Raw genomic sequence first — 16,797 nt, forward strand, 5'->3', positions numbered from 1 at the left:
GTCTGGAGTCAAGGAGGAGGCGCATGAAGGTATCCCGCGATGGTCGTTCCCTGGTTCCCTACACTCTTGCTGGCGGCTCGGCACTGGTCGCCGTGTCCATCGCGCTCGCGGCGGCGCCCATGGGCGGGCCGAGCTATACCGCCGCGCAGGCCACCGCCGGCGCGCAGGTGTACACCGCCAACTGCGCCGCCTGCCACGGCGCCGCCCTGCAGGGCGTGTCTGCCCCCGCGCTGAGCGGCACCGCCTTCCTGAACAAGTGGGCCGATGGCAGCAAGCAGCTCGCCGACCTGCACGCCCTCATCTCGCAGCAGATGCCGCTCACCAAACCCGGCAGCCTGAGCGCCACGCAGTACCTGAACGTCACGGCGTACATCCTCTCGAAGAACGGGTATACGGCGGGCAGCACGGCCCTGAGCGCCAGCACCCTGAAGGTGGCCCTGGCCAAACCCACCGCAAGCACCGCCGCGTCCAGTGCGGGCGCCGCACCCACCGCGGCGGCGGGCAGTCTGCCCCGCGTCCTGGGGACCGCCAAGGCGGCCAGCACCACCGCGCCCACCGACGCCGAACTGCTCAAACCGGATGCGAACGACTGGCCCATGTACAACGGCAGTTTCGACGGCCAGCGGTACTCCGCGCTGAATCAGATCACGACCGACAACGCCTCCAAGCTGATGGTCAAGTGCGTGTACCAGCTGGGCGAGGTCGGGGCCTTCCAGGTCGGCCCGGTCGTGTACCAGGGCAAGATGTACATCACGACCGCGCACGGCACCACCGCCCTGAACGCCGACACCTGCAACAAGGTCTGGCAGTCCACCTACACGCCCAAAGGGCCGGAGCCGTTCAACACCAACCGGGGCGTGGCCCTGTACGGCGGCAAGCTGTTCCGGGGCACCACCGACGGGCACCTGATCGCCCTGGACGCCAAGACCGGCGCGACCCTGTGGGATACCTGGGTGGCCGACAGCACCAAGGGGTACTTCCTCTCGGCGGCGCCCGCTGCCGCCAACGGCCTGGTGTACATGGGCGAGGCCGGCGCCGACTGGGGCGCCAACGGCCACATCTACGCCTTCGACGCCAACACCGGCAAGCGCGTCTGGACCTTCAACGTGATTCCCACCGGCACCGAGCCCGGCGCCGACACCTGGCAGAAGGGGGCCGAGCATGGCGGCGGCTCGCTGTGGACGACCCTGACGCTCGACACGGCCAGCAACCAGCTGTTCGTGAGCATCGGGAATCCCGCTCCTGACCTCAACGGCGGCATGCGCCCCGGCGCGAACCTGTACACGGATTCGGTGGTCGTGCTGAACGGCAAGACCGGTAAACTCGACTGGTACGCGCAGCAAATCGCCCACGACACGCACGACTGGGACACGGCCGCCTCGCCCGTCCTGTACGAGGCGGGCGGGAAGAAGATCATGACCGTGGCGAACAAGGGCGGCTGGATCTACTTCTACGACCGCGCTACCCAGAAGATGTTCGCCAAGGAAGAAACCACCACGCACCTCAATGCCGACAAGGCCGTAAGCCTGACGGGTCGCCGCGACTGCCCCGGCACGCTGGGCGGCGTGGAATGGAACGGTCCGGCCCTCGATCCCAGCGCCGGCCTGCTGTACGTGAACTCCGTGGACTGGTGCGCCACCTACAAGATCGGCGAGACGCGGTACGTGGACGGCAGCTTCTACTTCGGCGGCACTGGCACCTTTGACCCGGCCAAGGATGGCCGCGGCTGGGTGCGCGCCTACGACGCCGCGACCGGCAAGCCCGCGTGGCAGAAGAAGATGCCCACGCCCATGATCTCCGGCATCACGCCTACGGCCGGCGGCGTGCTGTTCACCGGCGACCAGAACGGCGATTTCTACGCCTTGAACTCCAAGGACGGCGCCACGCTGTACAAGTTCCGCACGGGCGGCGCGATCGGCGGCGGGATCATCACGTACGGCGTGAACGGCCAGCAGTACGTGGCGGTCGCGTCCGGCAATGCCTCGCGCAGCATCTGGAGCACCACGGGGGCCGCGACCATCTTCGTGTTCACCGTGCCCAAGGAATAAGGCCATGGGCATGAGGTTCACCCGCACGCACACGGCCGCCCTGCTGGCCGTCCTGACCGGTTCCCAGGCCATGGCCTACCTGCCCACCCTGACGGACGCACAGCTGCAGGAGGCGTATGCCCAGGCGCAGCGTCTGGCGCAGACCACGGACTCCGGGTATCCCGTGCGGCCCTACACGCTGTACGCGGTCGAGGACACCCTGAAACTGGAGGCGAAGAACGGCGCGGTGGACGCCGTGGTGATCGCCACGCCCTTCGAACGCACCCGCTACCAGACCTTCCTGCACAAGATCGGGGACGATCCCATCACCGCCCAGCAGGCCCGTGAGCAGGCCGACCTGCCCGACCATCAGGTGGCGTTCATCGTGTTCGCGCACGGCCTGCGCCTGGATGACCAGACCTTCCAGAAGAACATCAGCCGACCCCGCCTGACCCTGGGCGGACGCACCCTCCAGCCCACGGCCACCGCCCTCTCGGACGTGTCGCTGTCGCAGTACCCGCGCACCGTCGGGGAACTGGGGCTGCGGTACATCGGTACGGTCACGTACCGGTACGTGGTGCCGGACAGCCTGAACGCCGCGAAGGGTACCCTGTCGTTCACGGATTCCAGCGGCAAGGCCTACAGCATGGCGGTCGACCTGACCAAGTACCGCTGAGGCCTCCTGACCACCACGCCGCCGGTTCCCGCGAGGGAGCGGCGGCCTTACACTGACGCATGACCCGCCCCAGCAACGACGATCTGGCCCTGGGCAGGGCGTACACGGGCGAAGGCATCACCGTGTACTACGACATCCACCGCTGCCTGCACGTCGCGAACTGCATCCGGGGCCTACCGGAGGTGTTCGATACCGCGAAGCGACCGTGGATTCAACCCGCGAACGCCGGAGCGCAGGCCGTCGCGGCGGTCGTCCGCACCTGCCCCACCGGAGCGCTGCATTACGTACTGGACACCCAGGAGGCCGAAATGCCGCAGGAACCCACGACCGTCAAACCCAGCAAGGACGGCCCGCTGATGGTCGCCGGGAACCTCGTGATCGACACGCCGGCCGGCGAGAAGAGGGAGGTCCGCGCCGCCCTGTGCCGCTGCGGCCAGAGCGCCCATAAACCCTTCTGCGACAACACACACAAGAAAGTCGGCTGGACGAGTGACGCGGGTGACCAGAGCGGCTGATCCGGCGGGCGACCCCCGCAGCGAGGTGCTGTTCATCGGGGGCCGGGCGGGGTCGGGCAAGACCAGTGTGGCGTCGGCCCTGCATGAACTGCTGTCCGGGCGTCAGGTGAAGCACGCCGTCATCGAGGGCGATTATCTCGATATGGCGTACCCACCCCCGTGGGAACACGGTCTGGCCGAGACGAACCTGCGGGCGCTGTGGGCGAACTACCGCGCGCTGGGCCACCGGCGGCTGATCTACACGAACGTGATGAGCGTGCTGGAGACGGAGAAGCTCGCGGCCGCGATGGGAGACTCGCCGCGCGTGATCGGTGTGCTGCTCGACGTCCCGGACGACGTGATGCGTCAGCGCCTCCAGCAGCGCGAATCCAAGGAGTCGCTGGCCCGGCACCTGGAGCGCAACCTGCCCCGCCGGGCTGCGCTGGACCGGGACGCTCCGGCGTGGGTGCATCGCATTGCGACGGATGGCCGCAGCCTGGACGGACTGGCCGCACAGCTCGCGCGGTTGACGGGTTGGGTGGCGGACTGACCCGACTGGGCCACGGTCGTCAGTGGAAACAGGAAACGTAGACTGTCTCATGACCTCCACGCCGCTGAACGTGCCCGACCTGATCCGCAGGAAACGCGATGGCCACACGCATTCCCGCGCCGAGCTGGAGGAGCTGATCCTGGGCTACACGCGCGGGGACGTGCCGGACTACCAGATCAGCGCGTGGCTGATGGCCGTGTACCTGAAGGGCATGACGCCGCAGGAGACCGCCGACCTGACCATGGTCATGGCCGAGTCCGGCGACCTGATGAACCTGGGAGAGCTGCCCCGCACGGTGGACAAGCACAGCACGGGCGGTGTGGGCGACAAGACCAGCCTGATCCTGACGCCCATGCTGGCCGCGCTGGGCCTGACCGTGGCGAAGATGAGCGGGCGTGGACTGGCGCATACCGGGGGCACCATCGACAAGCTGGAGAGCATTCCCGGCTGGACGAGCGAGCTGGACGAGGCCCGGTTCATTGCCCAGGCGCGCGAGATCGGCCTCGCGCTGGTCGGGCAGAGCAAGGACCTGGCCCCGGCGGACGGCAAACTGTACGCGCTGCGGGACGTGACAGCCACCGTGGACTGCCTCCCCTTGATCGCCAGCTCGATCATGAGCAAGAAGCTGGCCTCCGGAGCACACACGGTCGTTCTGGACGTGAAGGTCGGGGCGGGCGCGTTCATGCGGACGCTGGAGGACGGGCGCGGGCTGGCGCGCGCGATGGTGGACATCGGCACGCGCGCCGGGCGGCAGGTGCGCGCCGTGCTGACCGACATGGACACGCCCCTGGGCCACATGGCCGGGAACAGCCTGGAGGTGCTGGAGGCCCTGGATGCGCTGCGCGGCCACGGCCCGCACGACCTGACGGAACTGTGCGTGGCCCTGGCGGTGGAGGCCCTGGCAGCGCAGGGAGAGGACGCCGCGCAGGCCGAGGTGCGGGCGCGGGCCACCCTGGCCGACGGCTCCGCCATGGCGAAATTCCGCGCCTTCATCGCCGCCCAGGGCGGGGACGCCACCTACGTGGACGACGTCTCGAAGTTCGACGTGGCTCCGGGCCGCGCGAACGTGACGGCGCCCACCGCCGGGTTCGTGGCACGCATCGACGCCCTCTCGGTGGGGCGCTCGGTGCTGGCGCTCGGGGGCGGTCGGGAACGCAAGGGCGAGGCCATCGACCACGGCGTGGGGGTCGAACTGCTGAAGAAGCCCGGCAAGGCCGTCCAGGCGGGCGAACCCGTCATGCGCGTGTACCACAGGGGCGGGCGCGGTCTGGACACGGCCACGTCGCTGCTTGCGGACGGCCTGAGCGTGGGAGAACTGGCCCCGGCCCCGGACGCCCTGATCCTCGACCGGGTGAACTGAAGGCCCACCTGAGCTGAGCCCCCCGTCCCTCAGGGCAGGGCGACGATCTGGCAGTTCTCGCCGGGCACTGCGGGCGCGGTGGGCGACACGACGACCGTTTCCGTCAGGCCCACGAAGCCCTGGCAGCGGGCGAGATCCCTGAGGTACTCCGGGGTGTTCAGGGCGGTCTTCGCGTCCCGGAGCACCCGCAGATCCCGTTCCAGCAAGGCGATGCGGGCGCGGGTGTCCTGCGTCTCCTGCGTCCAGGTCACGGTGCGGAAAACGGTGTTGCCGAGTTGAAACGACAGCTGCACGATGCCCAGCGCGGCCAGCAGGCTGGTGAGGATCATCGCGTACGGCAGGCGGGCGGCCCGCCGCCACACCGACCCACGGGGCCGGACGGGGGAAGGGGCGGGCGCATCGTCCATCCCGGTCAGCATACCGCCGCTGCCTGAGCGTGGGCTCTACACTGCCCCCATGACGGTCGACACGACGGGCGCGGCGGGGCGGATACCGGCGCTGAACTGGCAGGATGCGCGGCGCTGCACCATCCAGCTGCGCTACAGCGACCTGGACGCCATGGGGCACATCAACAACGCACGGTACGCGGAGTTCCTGGAAGTGTCCCGGATGGATCTGTCGGCGGCGCTGGGCATCCGGGATGTCGATGATCTGTCCGTGCTGGCCCGCCTGGAACTGGATTACGTGGGCGAGCTGCGGCTGGGGCAGGAGGTGGTGATTGAGTCGCTGGTCGAGCGGGTGGGCCGCACGAGCTGGGTGGTCGTGTCGCGCTTCCTGGCCGACGGCGTGCCCTGCGCCTTTGCGCGCAGCGTGCAGGTCAGCGTGGACGAGGCCCACACGCCGCGCGCGCTCCCACCCGGGTTCGCCCAGCGGGTGGCCGCCGTGCTGGTGCGGCCATGAGGGGCCGGGCATGACGCGCGCGGTGTATGAAGACCGCGTGCTGTACCAGGGCGACATCTGGGTGCGGGTGGACACTCTGCCCCGCCTGCTCGCGGAGGGCTGGCGGCGCAGCCTTTCGGGCGGCGGCGTGGTAAGCGTGGTGCGCACCCCCTTCCAGTGGGCGATGGGCAGCCCCGTAATCGAGATCGAGACGGGTGGATACATGGGCGACGTGGGCCTGTACGTGCCGGAAGTGCAGCTTGACGAGGCGCTCGCGCTGCTGGGCCTGGACGCCCCGCCCGGCGAGCCCGACGACCGCACCGACGACTAGCCCGGGCGGGGTTCCGACCGGCGACAGGCCGCCAGGCGGCGGGGTATTGTGCCGTGAATAGCCAGCGCCCGTCCCCCCTGCCTGGAAGCGATCCCACGGCCTTCTCTCTTTCCGTCTCAGGAGTTCCCATGACCACCCCCTCCACCCCGGAAGCCATCAGCATCGGCGTCGATGTCGGCGGCACCAAGATCGCCACCGGCGTCCTGCGCGGCGACGAACTGCACGACCGCCACGTCCAGCCCACGCCCGAGACCGGCTGGGAAGCCGTGCTGGACGCCATTGCCGCGCAGGTCAGCGACCTCCAGGCCCGGCATCCGGATGCCCGGCTGGTCGGTGTGGGCGTGCCCGGCCCGCTGAACAGCGACCGCACCCGCGTGAAGTTCGCGCCGAACATCTATGGCTTTACCGACGTGCCCCTGGTGGACGGCCTGCGCGAACGCCTCGGGCAGCGCATCATGCTGGAGAACGACGCCAAGGCCGCCGCCCTGGCCGAAGCGCACCTGGGCGCGGCGCGCGGCGCGGAGAGCAGCATCTACGTGACCGTCAGCACCGGCATCGGCGCGGGCCTCGTCCTGAACGGCCGCATCTGGCGGGGTCGGCACGGCATTGCTGGCGAACTCGGGCACGTGACCGCCATGCCCGGCGGCCCGGTCAGCGGCGCGGGCCTGGACGGCGCGCTGGAGGCCATTGCCAGCGGCACCGCCATCGCGCGCGACGCCAGTTACGCCCTGAACCGCGACGTGAGCACCCCGGAAGCCTTCGAGCTGGCGCAGCAGGGCCACCCCGGTGCGCGCCGCGTGGTGCAGCAGGCCATGAAGCACATCGGCGTGGCGCTGGCCGACCTTCAGAAGGTCATCGACCCGGAAGTCTTCGTGATTGGCGGTGGCGTTGCCAGCGTCGGGGATTACTTCTTCCTGGGCGTGCAGAAGGCCGCCGACGAGTACGCCCAGGGCTTCGCGCCCGTGACCATCCGCCGCGCGCAGCTCGGCACGGACGCCGGCGTGATCGGCGCGGCCCTCGCCGCCCGTCACGGCTGACATGACCCTGCTCACGGACGCCGCAGCGTTCGCCCGGCCCCGCTACGCCGAAGCCCACCGGCACTACCACACCGCCGCGCACGTCCAGGCTGTCGTTCACGTCCTGAAGGTGCGCGGCGCCCTCACGCCTGCCCTGGAACTGGCCGCGTGGGGCCACGACCTGATCTACGACCCCCGCGCGAACGACAACGAGCAGCGCAGCGCCGAAGAATTCGACACCTGGCTCGCCGCCCAGGGCGCGCCTGACGACCTGCGCCGCACCGTCAGGGCGCTGATCCTCGCCACCCGCCACACCGCTCCCCCGTCCGGCCGCGACGAGGCCCTGTTCGTGGACGCCGATCTGAGCATCCTCGGCGCGAACAGCGAGGAATTCGGCATCTACGACCGCGCGATCCGCGAGGAATACGCCCACGTCCCGGACGACGTTTACCGGCCGGGCCGGGCGCAGGTGCTCCGGCACTTCCTGAACCGCAAACGCCTCTACACCACGCCGGAATTCAGTGAACTGGAAGCGCTGGCACAGAAGAATCTACAACGGGCGCTGGCACGACTGGAAGGCAATTGAAGACGCCGGGAGCGGTTCCGGCAGCCGAACGCCACACTCTCCGATATAAAAACCGAAGCGTTCCACCGATCACCCAACCGAACGCCATCGTGCGCGAAGCGCGCGGGCGCTGACGACGGGAATGCATGAGGCAGGGGCGACGCTTCTCGCCAACGAGACTCCAGTTCCGGCCAGCCCGAATGACGTAGTCCCCACATGCCAAGCGCAGCGCTGCTCCCCCGTCCCCTCTGGGGATGGGGGCTGGGGGGTGGGGAAAACGCCAATGAGCAACCGACTTAACTCAGTCCACCCCGCAGGTACGTCACCACGTCCGCTGCCGTATACCCCACCGGCCAGTCGGTGAGTGCGCTCACGCCGTCCCCGCTGGTAAGCAGGGGCAGTTCCTCGTACCCGCTTTTCTGGATCTGGGCGTGCCCGGCGTCGGCCATCAGGGCGTTGCACAGGCACTTGCGCCCCACGGTGTCCTCGAGCTTGCCGTCCTTGCTGAGGAAGGCGTCGACGGGTTCGGCAGGGCAGCGCAGGCCGACCTTGCCGACCTCGTCGCGGTAGGCCTCGCGGAGGTAGCCGATGTCGCAGATGCGGGGGCGGGCCAGGTACAGTTCCTCGTTGCTGAGGGTGTCGGGCAGGGTGACGACCTTGAAGGGGAAGCCGGTGGGTGAGGCCAGGGGGTCGGTGTACACCTGGAGGCGCTGGGTCTGGGCGCGTTCCTGCACCTGGGTGCGGAGATCCTCCTGGAAGCCGGATTCCTTGCAGTAGGCGAAGAGCGTGCCGACCTGGATACCGGCGGCGCCTTCGGCAATGGCCGTCTGGAGCGCTTCGGGGGAACCGCTGCCGCCCGCGAGCCAGAAGGGCAGGCCGAGTTTACGCATTTCGTTCAGGTCGGCGAGGTCGCGTTCGCCGTAGATGGGCTGGCCGGTGTCGTCGTAGGTGACGGTGCCGCGTGGCGGGGCGTTGTGGCCGCCGGCGGTGGGCGCCTCGATGATGAAGCCCTCGATGCTGCCGGTGGCTTTCTTGGCCAGGACGCTGGCGAGAACGTGGGACGTGACGATCGGGTAGAAGCGGGGGCGCGTGAGGGAGCGGCCGCCGAAGCCGTAGTCGGCGGGGTTGAAGGTCAGGAGGACGGGTTCGCCGGCAGAGTCGCCCTTGATGTCCAGGCGGATGGAGGCGGGCTGGCCCTGCGCGAAGGCGTCGAGGACGCCGGGAATGTCCCTGGGAATACCGGCGCCCATGATGACGACGTCCACCCCGGCGAGCAGGCAGCCGTACAGGGCCGGCAGGGTATGCATCTGGAGTTTGGTGAGCAGGTTGGCGCCGACCGGGTTGGTGTGGCCCTGTTTGGCGAGCCAGACTTCCACGAAGCCGCCCATGATGGCGAGTTCCCACGCGACGCGGTGGTTGCGCAGGCTGGGCAGGGGAACGCGCTTGTAGCCCTGGCCAGGAGCACGGCCGCCCTCGATGTGGTAGTCCTGAACAGCCTTCTGGGCGCGTTCCCGATCCGGGTAGGCGGCCAGGGCGGCGCGGACGTGCCCGCCGGGGTCGCCGTCCTGCAGGCGACGGACGAGGAGGTTGTCGATGCCGGTGGCGGAGATCACGCCGAGTTCGCCGATGCTGGAGACGGCGCGGGCGAGTTCCCAGCCGGAGATGGCCACGCCCATGCCCCCCTGGATGATGCGGGGCAGCGTGGGTGGGGTGGGTGTTGCTACGGTCATGGGTTCACCTGAGGCCGCGCGGCTGGTTGGAGTCTGGCGCGGGGACAGTCCTCAGTATTCAACGAGTTTCTGACAGGAGCGTCAACCTGGAACGCAGTCAAGCGAATCTGAGCCGGGGTGCTCAGGGCAGGTCGGCCCAGGAGGTGATGGCGCGCAGTGGGGCGCCCTCGGCGTGCGGGATCGCGGGGGGCGGTCGGAAGGTATCGTACGGTGCGAGGGAAGTGAAGTTCAGTCCGGTCTGATCCTGCAGATGCGCGACCGAGGTCAGGAACGTCGTGACGTCCGGAGGGCTGCCGTCTCCGCCGGGCAGAACAGGTTTGCGGGGCAGGGGGAGCAGGTCGCGTTGCGACACCAGGAGGGCGGTGGCCTGGGGTACGCCATTCTGGACGCGCAGCACGAGCTTCCAGAACTGAACGGGCACCTGCAGGTCGCGGCCCGCCGTGTCGGTGTACACGGGGTCGTCCGGGGCGAACACAGGGCCCTGCAACACGCTCAGGCGCGAGCGGTCGAGGGTCGCGCCGAACTCCAGGTAATGGCGTTCCACACCCTGCCAGTACTTCACGGACTCGTTGAACAGCCAGTGCTGCGGTGAGCAGTTCGTGAAGTGGAAGGTGTCGGCGTTCGCCCGCACCGCCTTCTCCGGGGTGCCCCAGGTGGGGTCGCTGCGGCGCGTGAGGTGTCCCCGGTCGAAGGTGCGGCTGTTCGCGGAGTAGAAGGGCTGCGTGACCGTCAGCGCGGGGTCGATGCGGGTGTCCTCGAACCACTGGTCGCCCTCGGCGGCCTCGGCCGCGGGCTGTCCGGTGCTGCGGTCGATGGGAATGTAGGTGGCTCCGTCGATGTTCGTGGCAGTCAGGAAGGCCAGTCGCCGCCCGCCGTTCATGACGACGCTGAAATGCTGGTAGCTCAGGAGTCCACTGCTTGGCCCGGCCAGCAGCGGTGCAATCTGCCGCTGAACCGGGGCCACGATGTCCGCCAGGGGCACCCCCAGGCCCGGCAGGAAGGCCCCATCGAAACCGGGGCGGTTGCCGTAGTTCCGGTCGACCCGCACGCGCTCCGGGCCAGAGGGCGCGGTGGGCGCCGGACCCGTCTGAACCGGGCCGGGCGTGCCCAGGCGTACCGTGATCTCGATGGGGACGCTCAGGCGGGCCTCGACGGGTGCGGGGGACGGCAGGGTCTCCATCGCGGGTGGACTCGCCGCGCTTCCCTGCGGGCGGGACTGCGCGGAGGCCGCCAGCACCTCGTCGAGGTACGGGTTCGGCAGGTGGTCGCGCGCGGCGCGCAGGGACTCCACGATGGCGCTGATCCGCACGCCCTCGTTGACCAGCGTGCCCAGGGGCTGGCCGTCCGGCAGGGCGGTGCTCAGGTGCGGGGAGCCCCAGTGGTGCAGCGCGACGACCTCCCACGCGTCGTTGAAGACCGGGGAGCCGCTGGACCCGCCCTCGGTGTCAGCCTCGTAGTGCAGCACCTTGTCGGTACGGGCCACGATACGGTTGCCGCGCAGCACGAGTTTCTTGTAGTCCCCGCCGGGATGCTGGACGATGTTCACAGTGGCGCCCTTAGCGTGCTTGTCCGGCCGGTCACTGAGCGGACAGTATCCCTGCGCGGACAGACTTCCCGTGCCCTGCAGGCGCTCCCCGACGGCGACGAGCGTGAAATCCAGATCCTGCCAGCTGACTGCGTGGAAGTACAGGTCGGGCCGCAGGGCGTACACGTCGGGCGGGCGCGGGGTGAAGGTCTCGTCCAGTTCGTAGTTGAACTGCACCCAGGCGTCCCCGGCACTGGCCGCGTCCTCCAGCACATGGTTGTTCGTGATCAGCACGCGGGGACTGACCAGAAAGCCCGTGCCGAGCGGCGTCCGGCCGGCATCGGTCACGATCCTCGCAACGGCCCGCGCGGCCCGGCTCCCCACCAGCAGGAACACGGCGTCCACGAAGTCCGCGTCGCCCCAGACCTTCTCGGCGTTCACGGGCGCGTCGCCGCTCATGTGCGCCTCGAAGCGGGCCCGGCGCTGCGGGTCGTCCTCGGCGAGATCCGGGCGGCCCTGCTGGATCTCGGTGTGCGAGTGAAGGCGCTGCCGGCGCGTCTGCTCCAGGCGCTGCTCGACGATCTGCTGGAGCTCCTGTGGCTGGTACATGTGGCTCCCGGGCGTTCCCACTGTCGGGAACGGGTGAACGTGGCGGGCGAGCGGACGCGGAACACCCCGAGCTGGGTGGACAGGGACTGCCCGCCCGCTTTCCCACAGCGTAGCCACGGATGGTGATCACCCCGTGATCGCCCCTCTGGGCGGCATGGCGCGTCAGCGGGCGCGGTTCCGGCCAGCGGCTTTGGCCTGGTACAAGCGGCCGTCGGCCAGGTCGAGCAGGGCGACCGGATCGCGGGTCTCAGTGGCGAACGCGAGCCCGGCGCTGATGGTCATGGCGGGCAGGCCGCTCAGGTACAGCTCGCGCACGGCGTCCAGAGCGCCGTCCACCCGCTCGCGGGCCTGGGCGCGGGTCAGGCCGGTCAGGATCACCAGGAATTCCTCGCCGCCCCAGCGGACGACCGTGCCGCCCTCGCCGAAACTCGCGACCAGCGAGTCCGCGACGGCCACCAGCATCCGGTCGCCCTGCTGATGGCCCAGCGTGTCGTTGATCTGCTTGAAGTGGTCGAGGTCGAACAGCGCGGCCGCGACCTCCCCACCGCCGACCTCTCCGCCGCCGGCCACCGGGCCGTCCAGCAGGCTGGAGAGCCGTTCGGTACCGGCACGGCGGTTGTGCACGCCGGTCAGGGCGTCCCGGTAGGCCAGGGTGCGCAGGGCCTCGCTGCGCCCGCGCTCCCGGCTGACCTCACGGCCGTGCACGGTCAAGTACCACACCAGCGGCAGGGTGAGGCCCACCAGCAGCACGCCCGGCACGTCCGGCATGCGGGACGCGGCGGCGGCCCCCGCCAGCGCGGCGTAACTGACGCCCAGCACGGCGGTCGCCACGCGCGGTGGCAGCCAGGTGTACGCGAACAGCGCCAGGATCACCAGATGGATGAGCAGGCCGGATGTGATGGGCCGCCCGGTCTGGTAGACGCTCAGAAGGTTCAGGAGCAGCAGCGCGCAGACCAGACCGACCACGATCTGCTGCACCCGCCGCAGCGGAAAGGCCGGCCACAGCGCCAGACCGGTGAGCACCAGCGTGATGACCAGACTGGTCGCCGCCTGCGTGGCGCGCGCGCTGCCCTGCTGCCAGAAGTACACCAGCGTAACCGCGTGAATCACGTCGGCGAGGACGGCCAGCACCGTCAGCACCCGGCGCTGGCCGACCTCGCTTAGCGGCGCCCGGAACTCGTCAGGTCTGGAAGGGGTCAACACGTCAGGCGACATTCCTCAGGTCACTCCCGGACACGCGCCGCGCGTCGGCACCCGTGGCCCCGGCAGCCCGCGCCGCTCATCTGGCCCGAATCAGTGTAGCGGCTGGACGCCGACGGAAGGTGGAAAACGCCTCCTGGCGGTGTGGCCGGTGGCACCGGCCAGCTCAGGGAGTGTCCGGCGTCCCGGCGAGTTCCGCCAGCACCTCCGCCGTGTGCTGTCCGGGGGTGGGCGGCGCCCGGCGGACCGGCAACGCCTCGCCGCCGAACCGCCAGGGCGGCGAGGTCACGGTCGTCTCGCCCAGCGTGGGGTGCGGCACCGTCACGGCCACGCCGCGCGCCTGCACGTGCGGATCGGCGAACACCTCCGCGAGGTCGTTCACGGGGCCGCAGGGCACGCCCGCCACGTCCAGCCGCTCCATGATCTCCTGCCGGGTGAAGGCGGACAGGCCGCCCAGCATCAGCGTGTCGAGGGCCTCTCGGTGGGTCACGCGGCCCTCGTTCGTGGCGAAGCGGTCGTCCGCGCCGAGGGCCGTGAGCCCCAGCGCCGCGCAGAAGCGCCGCCACAGCGCGTCGTTCCCCACGGCGATGTTCAGGTAACCGTCACCGCAGCGCACCGTACCGTACGGCACGATGGAACGGTGGTCGTTGCCCACCGGCACGGGCACCTCGCCGGTCGCGAGGTAGCGGCCCACCTGCGACGAGCCCAATGAGATCACGCTCTCGAGCAGGTTCACGTCCACCCGCACGCCCTCGCCGGTCTTCTCACGCTGGTACAGGGCCGCGAGGATCGCCTGCGTAATCAGCGCGCCGCTGAACACGTCCGCGACGGCCACGCCCACCCGCAGCGGCGGGCCGCCGGAGTCGCCGTTGTAGCTCATCATGCCGCCCATGCCCTGCGCGATCACGTCGTAGCCGGCCCGGTCGCGGTACGGGCCGCTCAGGCCGAAGCCCGTGATGGTCGCGTAGATCAGGCGCGGGAACTGTTCGTGCAGCGCGTCCCAGCCCAGGCCCAGCCGATCCAGCGTGCCGGGCCGGAAGTTCTCCACCAGAATGTCGCTGCCCGCCACCAGCCGGTGGGCCGCGTCCAGCCCCTCCTCGGATTTCAGGTCGAGGAGGATGCTGCGTTTGTTGCGGTTCACGCTCAGGAAGTAGCTCGATTCCCGCCCACCGGGCCCCTCCGAACCCTGGCCATACTGAAACGGCGGCCCCCAGCCGCGCGTGTCGTCCCCGCCGGGCGGCTCGACCTTGACCACATCCGCGCCCAGGTCGCCGAGCAGCATGGTGGCAAAGGGGCCGGTCAGCACGCGCGAGAAATCGGCCACGCGCACGCCGGACAGCGGTAGGGCGGGGATCATGGAAACACCGTGGAGCAGGGCATGGGGGGAACCTCCGGGCTGGACAGGTTGAGGCGGAGTCTAACCTGAACGCCGCGTGGATGGGCGCTGACCGACAGTTTCCTGACGGCTGCGGTCGTAGACTCCCGGTCTGACCTGACAGGAGGGTTTCATGACCACGACCACCTACCTCGGCAAGCGGCGCAAGATCATCGACGGCCTGGAGAAAGTGCGGGGCCGCGCCCGGTATGCCGGCGACCTGACATTGGCGGGCATGCTGCACGCCCGCCCGGTGCTGTCTCCCTACCCGCACGCCCGCGTGCGGAACATCGACACGCAGGCGGCCCTGGCGGTGCCGGGCGTGGTGGCCGTGCTGACCGGCGCGGATCTGAACGGCGGGCGCACCGCGTACTCCCGCCCGAACATGATCCTGGCCGGAGAGGAGGTCGTGTTCGCCGGGCAGCCCGTGGTGCTGGTGCTCGCGCAGACCGACGCGCAGGCGGCCGACGGAGCCGCGCTGGTGGACATCGACTACGAGGAGTTGCCAGCGGTGGAGGACGGCGCGCAGGCCCTCGCGGACGACGTGCTGGTCTGGCCGAAAGGAGTGCCGAAGGCCGAGACCAGCCTCGCCAGCCTGCACGGCGGCGAGGCGGGCGCGGAGGCCGAGCACGCCCCCACCAATATCGACGAGGCCCGCACCTTCGAGCGGGGAGACGTGGAGGCCGCCTTGAGCAGCGCCCACACCGTCGTGGAGGGCACCTACGTGAATTCCCCGGTGCACCAGTCGTACCTGGAACCGCACGCAGTCGTGGCGGAACCCGGCCTGAGGCCCGGTCAGGTCACCGTGTACACCAGCACGCAGGGCCAGTACACCGTGCGCAACGAGGTCGCGGGCGCACTGGGCCTGCGCGAGGGTGACGTGCGCGTGGAACCCATGACGGTCGGCGGGGGCTTCGGCGCGAAGTACGGCATCACCGACGCCCTGGTCACCGCCGCCGCCCTGCACACGGAGCGTCCGGTGCGGATGGTGCTGACCCGCACCGAGGACATGCTGACCACCATGCCCGCCCCCGGCACGCAGATCACCGTGAAGCTCGGGGCCGACGCGGACGGAACCATCGTCGGGCTGGATGTGCATGCCGTGATCGAGAACGGCGTGTTCCGCTTCGGGCACGCGGGCATCATCGCCACGATCATCGGCGGGATGTACCGCTGCGCGAACGTGCGGATTCGAACGCAGGAACTCCTGCTGAACCGCGCGGCCAGCGGCGCGTACCGCGCGCCCGGCATGCCGCAGGCGCTGTTCGCGCTGGAGAGCGCCGTGGACGACCTGGCACAGCAACTGGGCACCGATCCCCTGGAACTGCGGGTGAAGAACGCCGTGCAGGCGGGCGACGCCACCGGCACCGGCCGCCCCTGGCCGGACATCGGCCTGCACGCCTGCCTGGAGAAGGTGCGCGAGCATCCGCTGTGGCTGGCGCGCGGACAGACGCCGAACGAGGGCGTGGGCCTCGCCATCGGCGGGTGGCCCGGCGCGTTCTCCCCCACCGGGGCCGTGTGCCGAGTGGACACCGACGGCACCGTCCGCCTGCACGTGGGCAGCGTGGACATCAGCGGCGTGCACTCCTCCATGGTGCTGATCGCCGCCGAGACGCTGGACGTCGATCCGGACACCATCGAGATCGTGCAGGGCACCACCGACAGTGGCCCATACGCGCCCGGCTCTGGCGGCTCGCAGATCACCATCAGTCTGTCCGGCGCAGTGCTCGACGCGAGCACACAGGTCAAAACCCAGCTCCTCGACCTGGCCGCCCGGCACTTCGAGGCGCACCGCGACGACGTCGAGCTGGCGCAGGGCCACGCCCGGGTCGCCGGTGTGCCCGACAAGAGCATCAGCATCGGGAAGCTCGCCGCCCTCGGGCAGCGCACGCCCGGCGGCCCCGGCCCCGTCGTCGCCGAGGGCCGCGCCGCCCTGAAGGCCGGAGCGCCCGGCTTCACCGCGCAGCTCGTGCACGTCCGCGTCGACCCGGACACCGGGCACGTCACGCTGCTCGGCGCGGCCACCATCCAGGACGTCGGGTACGCCCTGAACCCCATGCTGGTGGAAGGACAGATGCAGGGCGGCATGGCGCAGGGCCTCGGCATCGGCCTGTACGAGGGCCAGCGCTTCGAACACGGCACCCTCGGCAACCCGAACTTCATGGAGTACGCCTTCCCCACCGCCACCGACATTCCCCCCATCGACGCCGTGCTGGTCGAACAGCCCTCGGAGCACGGGCCGTTCGGGGCGCGCATCGTGGGTGAACCGCCGATTACGGCCGGGGCGGCCGCCCTTGCCAACGCGATCAAGGACGCGGTGGGCGTCCGCGTCACGGCACTGCCAGTGACTGCCGAGATGGTGTGGAGCCTGATGCAGAACGCCTGATGGCTTGGGTGGCGCCGACAGCTGAACACTCGCACCCAATGCGGGCTGTTCCGCCGTCGGCGCCGTTGACCTGC

At 70.0% G+C, this 16,797-nt stretch carries 15 protein-coding genes; 10 read left to right on the top strand and 5 right to left on the bottom strand.

Translation table 11 applies throughout. The annotated features are described in order from the left end of the window. Positions 1 to 23: 23 nt before the first annotated feature. Genes E7T09_RS10675 through E7T09_RS10695 form a run of 5 tightly spaced genes read left to right on the top strand, consistent with a single transcriptional unit; the run spans position 24 to position 5,107 of the window. Positions 24 to 2,048, top strand: coding sequence for a PQQ-binding-like beta-propeller repeat protein (locus E7T09_RS10675; protein WP_136389169.1), 2,025 nt, complete (start codon positions 24 to 26; stop codon positions 2,046 to 2,048). Positions 2,049 to 2,058: 10 nt separating this feature from the next. Continuing rightward, positions 2,059 to 2,703: a hypothetical protein gene (locus E7T09_RS10680; RefSeq protein WP_136389170.1), complete on the top strand. Its 645-nt coding sequence runs from the start codon at positions 2,059 to 2,061 to the stop codon at positions 2,701 to 2,703. 59 nt (positions 2,704 to 2,762) lie between these two features. Next, entirely contained in the window at positions 2,763 to 3,218 is a 456-nt protein-coding gene (locus E7T09_RS10685; protein WP_136389171.1) for a (4Fe-4S)-binding protein, read from the top strand. Continuing rightward, on the top strand, positions 3,202 to 3,747 hold the full coding sequence (locus E7T09_RS10690) for an AAA family ATPase (protein WP_136389172.1): 546 nt from the start codon (positions 3,202 to 3,204) through the stop codon (positions 3,745 to 3,747). Before E7T09_RS10685 ends, E7T09_RS10690 begins: the two co-directional genes overlap by 17 nt. A gap of 49 nt (positions 3,748 to 3,796) precedes the next feature. Beyond that, the gene (locus E7T09_RS10695) at positions 3,797 to 5,107 is read left to right on the top strand and encodes a thymidine phosphorylase (protein WP_136389173.1); all 1,311 of its coding nucleotides are present in this window, start codon (positions 3,797 to 3,799) and stop codon (positions 5,105 to 5,107) included. A gap of 29 nt (positions 5,108 to 5,136) precedes the next feature. Here E7T09_RS10695 and E7T09_RS10700 read toward each other — a convergent pair whose 3' ends face one another. Next, the gene (locus tag E7T09_RS10700) at positions 5,137 to 5,514 is read right to left on the bottom strand and encodes a cell division protein FtsB (protein WP_240741745.1); all 378 of its coding nucleotides are present in this window, start codon (positions 5,512 to 5,514) and stop codon (positions 5,137 to 5,139) included. Positions 5,515 to 5,563: 49 nt separating this feature from the next. On the opposite strand from E7T09_RS10700, the gene E7T09_RS10705 reads away from it, so the two are divergent. The 4 genes from E7T09_RS10705 to E7T09_RS10720 all read left to right on the top strand — a co-directional run bounded on the left by E7T09_RS10705 (position 5,564) and on the right by E7T09_RS10720 (position 7,919). Beyond that, a complete protein-coding gene (locus E7T09_RS10705) occupies positions 5,564 to 6,007 on the top strand; it encodes a thioesterase family protein (protein ID WP_136389175.1) in 444 nt (147 codons plus the stop codon). Positions 6,008 to 6,017: 10 nt separating this feature from the next. After that, positions 6,018 to 6,317, top strand: coding sequence for a hypothetical protein (locus tag E7T09_RS10710; RefSeq protein ID WP_136389176.1), 300 nt, complete (start codon positions 6,018 to 6,020; stop codon positions 6,315 to 6,317). 128 nt (positions 6,318 to 6,445) lie between these two features. Beyond that, positions 6,446 to 7,354, top strand: coding sequence for an ROK family protein (locus tag E7T09_RS10715; protein ID WP_136389177.1), 909 nt, complete (start codon positions 6,446 to 6,448; stop codon positions 7,352 to 7,354). Position 7,355: 1 nt separating this feature from the next. Continuing rightward, positions 7,356 to 7,919 (top strand): phosphohydrolase, encoded by a 564-nt coding sequence (locus E7T09_RS10720; RefSeq protein ID WP_136389178.1) that lies wholly within the window; start codon positions 7,356 to 7,358, stop codon positions 7,917 to 7,919. A gap of 275 nt (positions 7,920 to 8,194) precedes the next feature. Here E7T09_RS10720 and E7T09_RS10725 read toward each other — a convergent pair whose 3' ends face one another. The 4 genes from E7T09_RS10725 to E7T09_RS10740 all read right to left on the bottom strand — a co-directional run bounded on the left by E7T09_RS10725 (position 8,195) and on the right by E7T09_RS10740 (position 14,319). Beyond that, positions 8,195 to 9,628, bottom strand: coding sequence for a nitronate monooxygenase (locus tag E7T09_RS10725; protein WP_205746993.1), 1,434 nt, complete (start codon positions 9,626 to 9,628; stop codon positions 8,195 to 8,197). A gap of 121 nt (positions 9,629 to 9,749) precedes the next feature. Then, positions 9,750 to 11,762, bottom strand: a complete 2,013-nt coding sequence (locus tag E7T09_RS10730; RefSeq protein ID WP_136389179.1) for a DNA/RNA non-specific endonuclease — start codon at positions 11,760 to 11,762, stop codon at positions 9,750 to 9,752. A gap of 162 nt (positions 11,763 to 11,924) precedes the next feature. Further along, positions 11,925 to 12,962, bottom strand: coding sequence for a diguanylate cyclase (locus tag E7T09_RS10735; protein ID WP_168734803.1), 1,038 nt, complete (start codon positions 12,960 to 12,962; stop codon positions 11,925 to 11,927). 166 nt (positions 12,963 to 13,128) lie between these two features. Then, complete coding sequence (locus E7T09_RS10740) at positions 13,129 to 14,319, bottom strand: CaiB/BaiF CoA-transferase family protein (RefSeq protein WP_136389181.1); 1,191 nt, start codon at positions 14,317 to 14,319, stop codon at positions 13,129 to 13,131. 151 nt (positions 14,320 to 14,470) lie between these two features. On the opposite strand from E7T09_RS10740, the gene E7T09_RS10745 reads away from it, so the two are divergent. Next, positions 14,471 to 16,723 (top strand): xanthine dehydrogenase family protein molybdopterin-binding subunit, encoded by a 2,253-nt coding sequence (locus tag E7T09_RS10745; protein WP_136389182.1) that lies wholly within the window; start codon positions 14,471 to 14,473, stop codon positions 16,721 to 16,723. The last annotated feature ends 74 nt before the right edge of the window (positions 16,724 to 16,797 follow it).

The organism is Deinococcus sp. KSM4-11 (assembly GCF_004801415.1).
Classification (GTDB): domain Bacteria; phylum Deinococcota; class Deinococci; order Deinococcales; family Deinococcaceae; genus Deinococcus.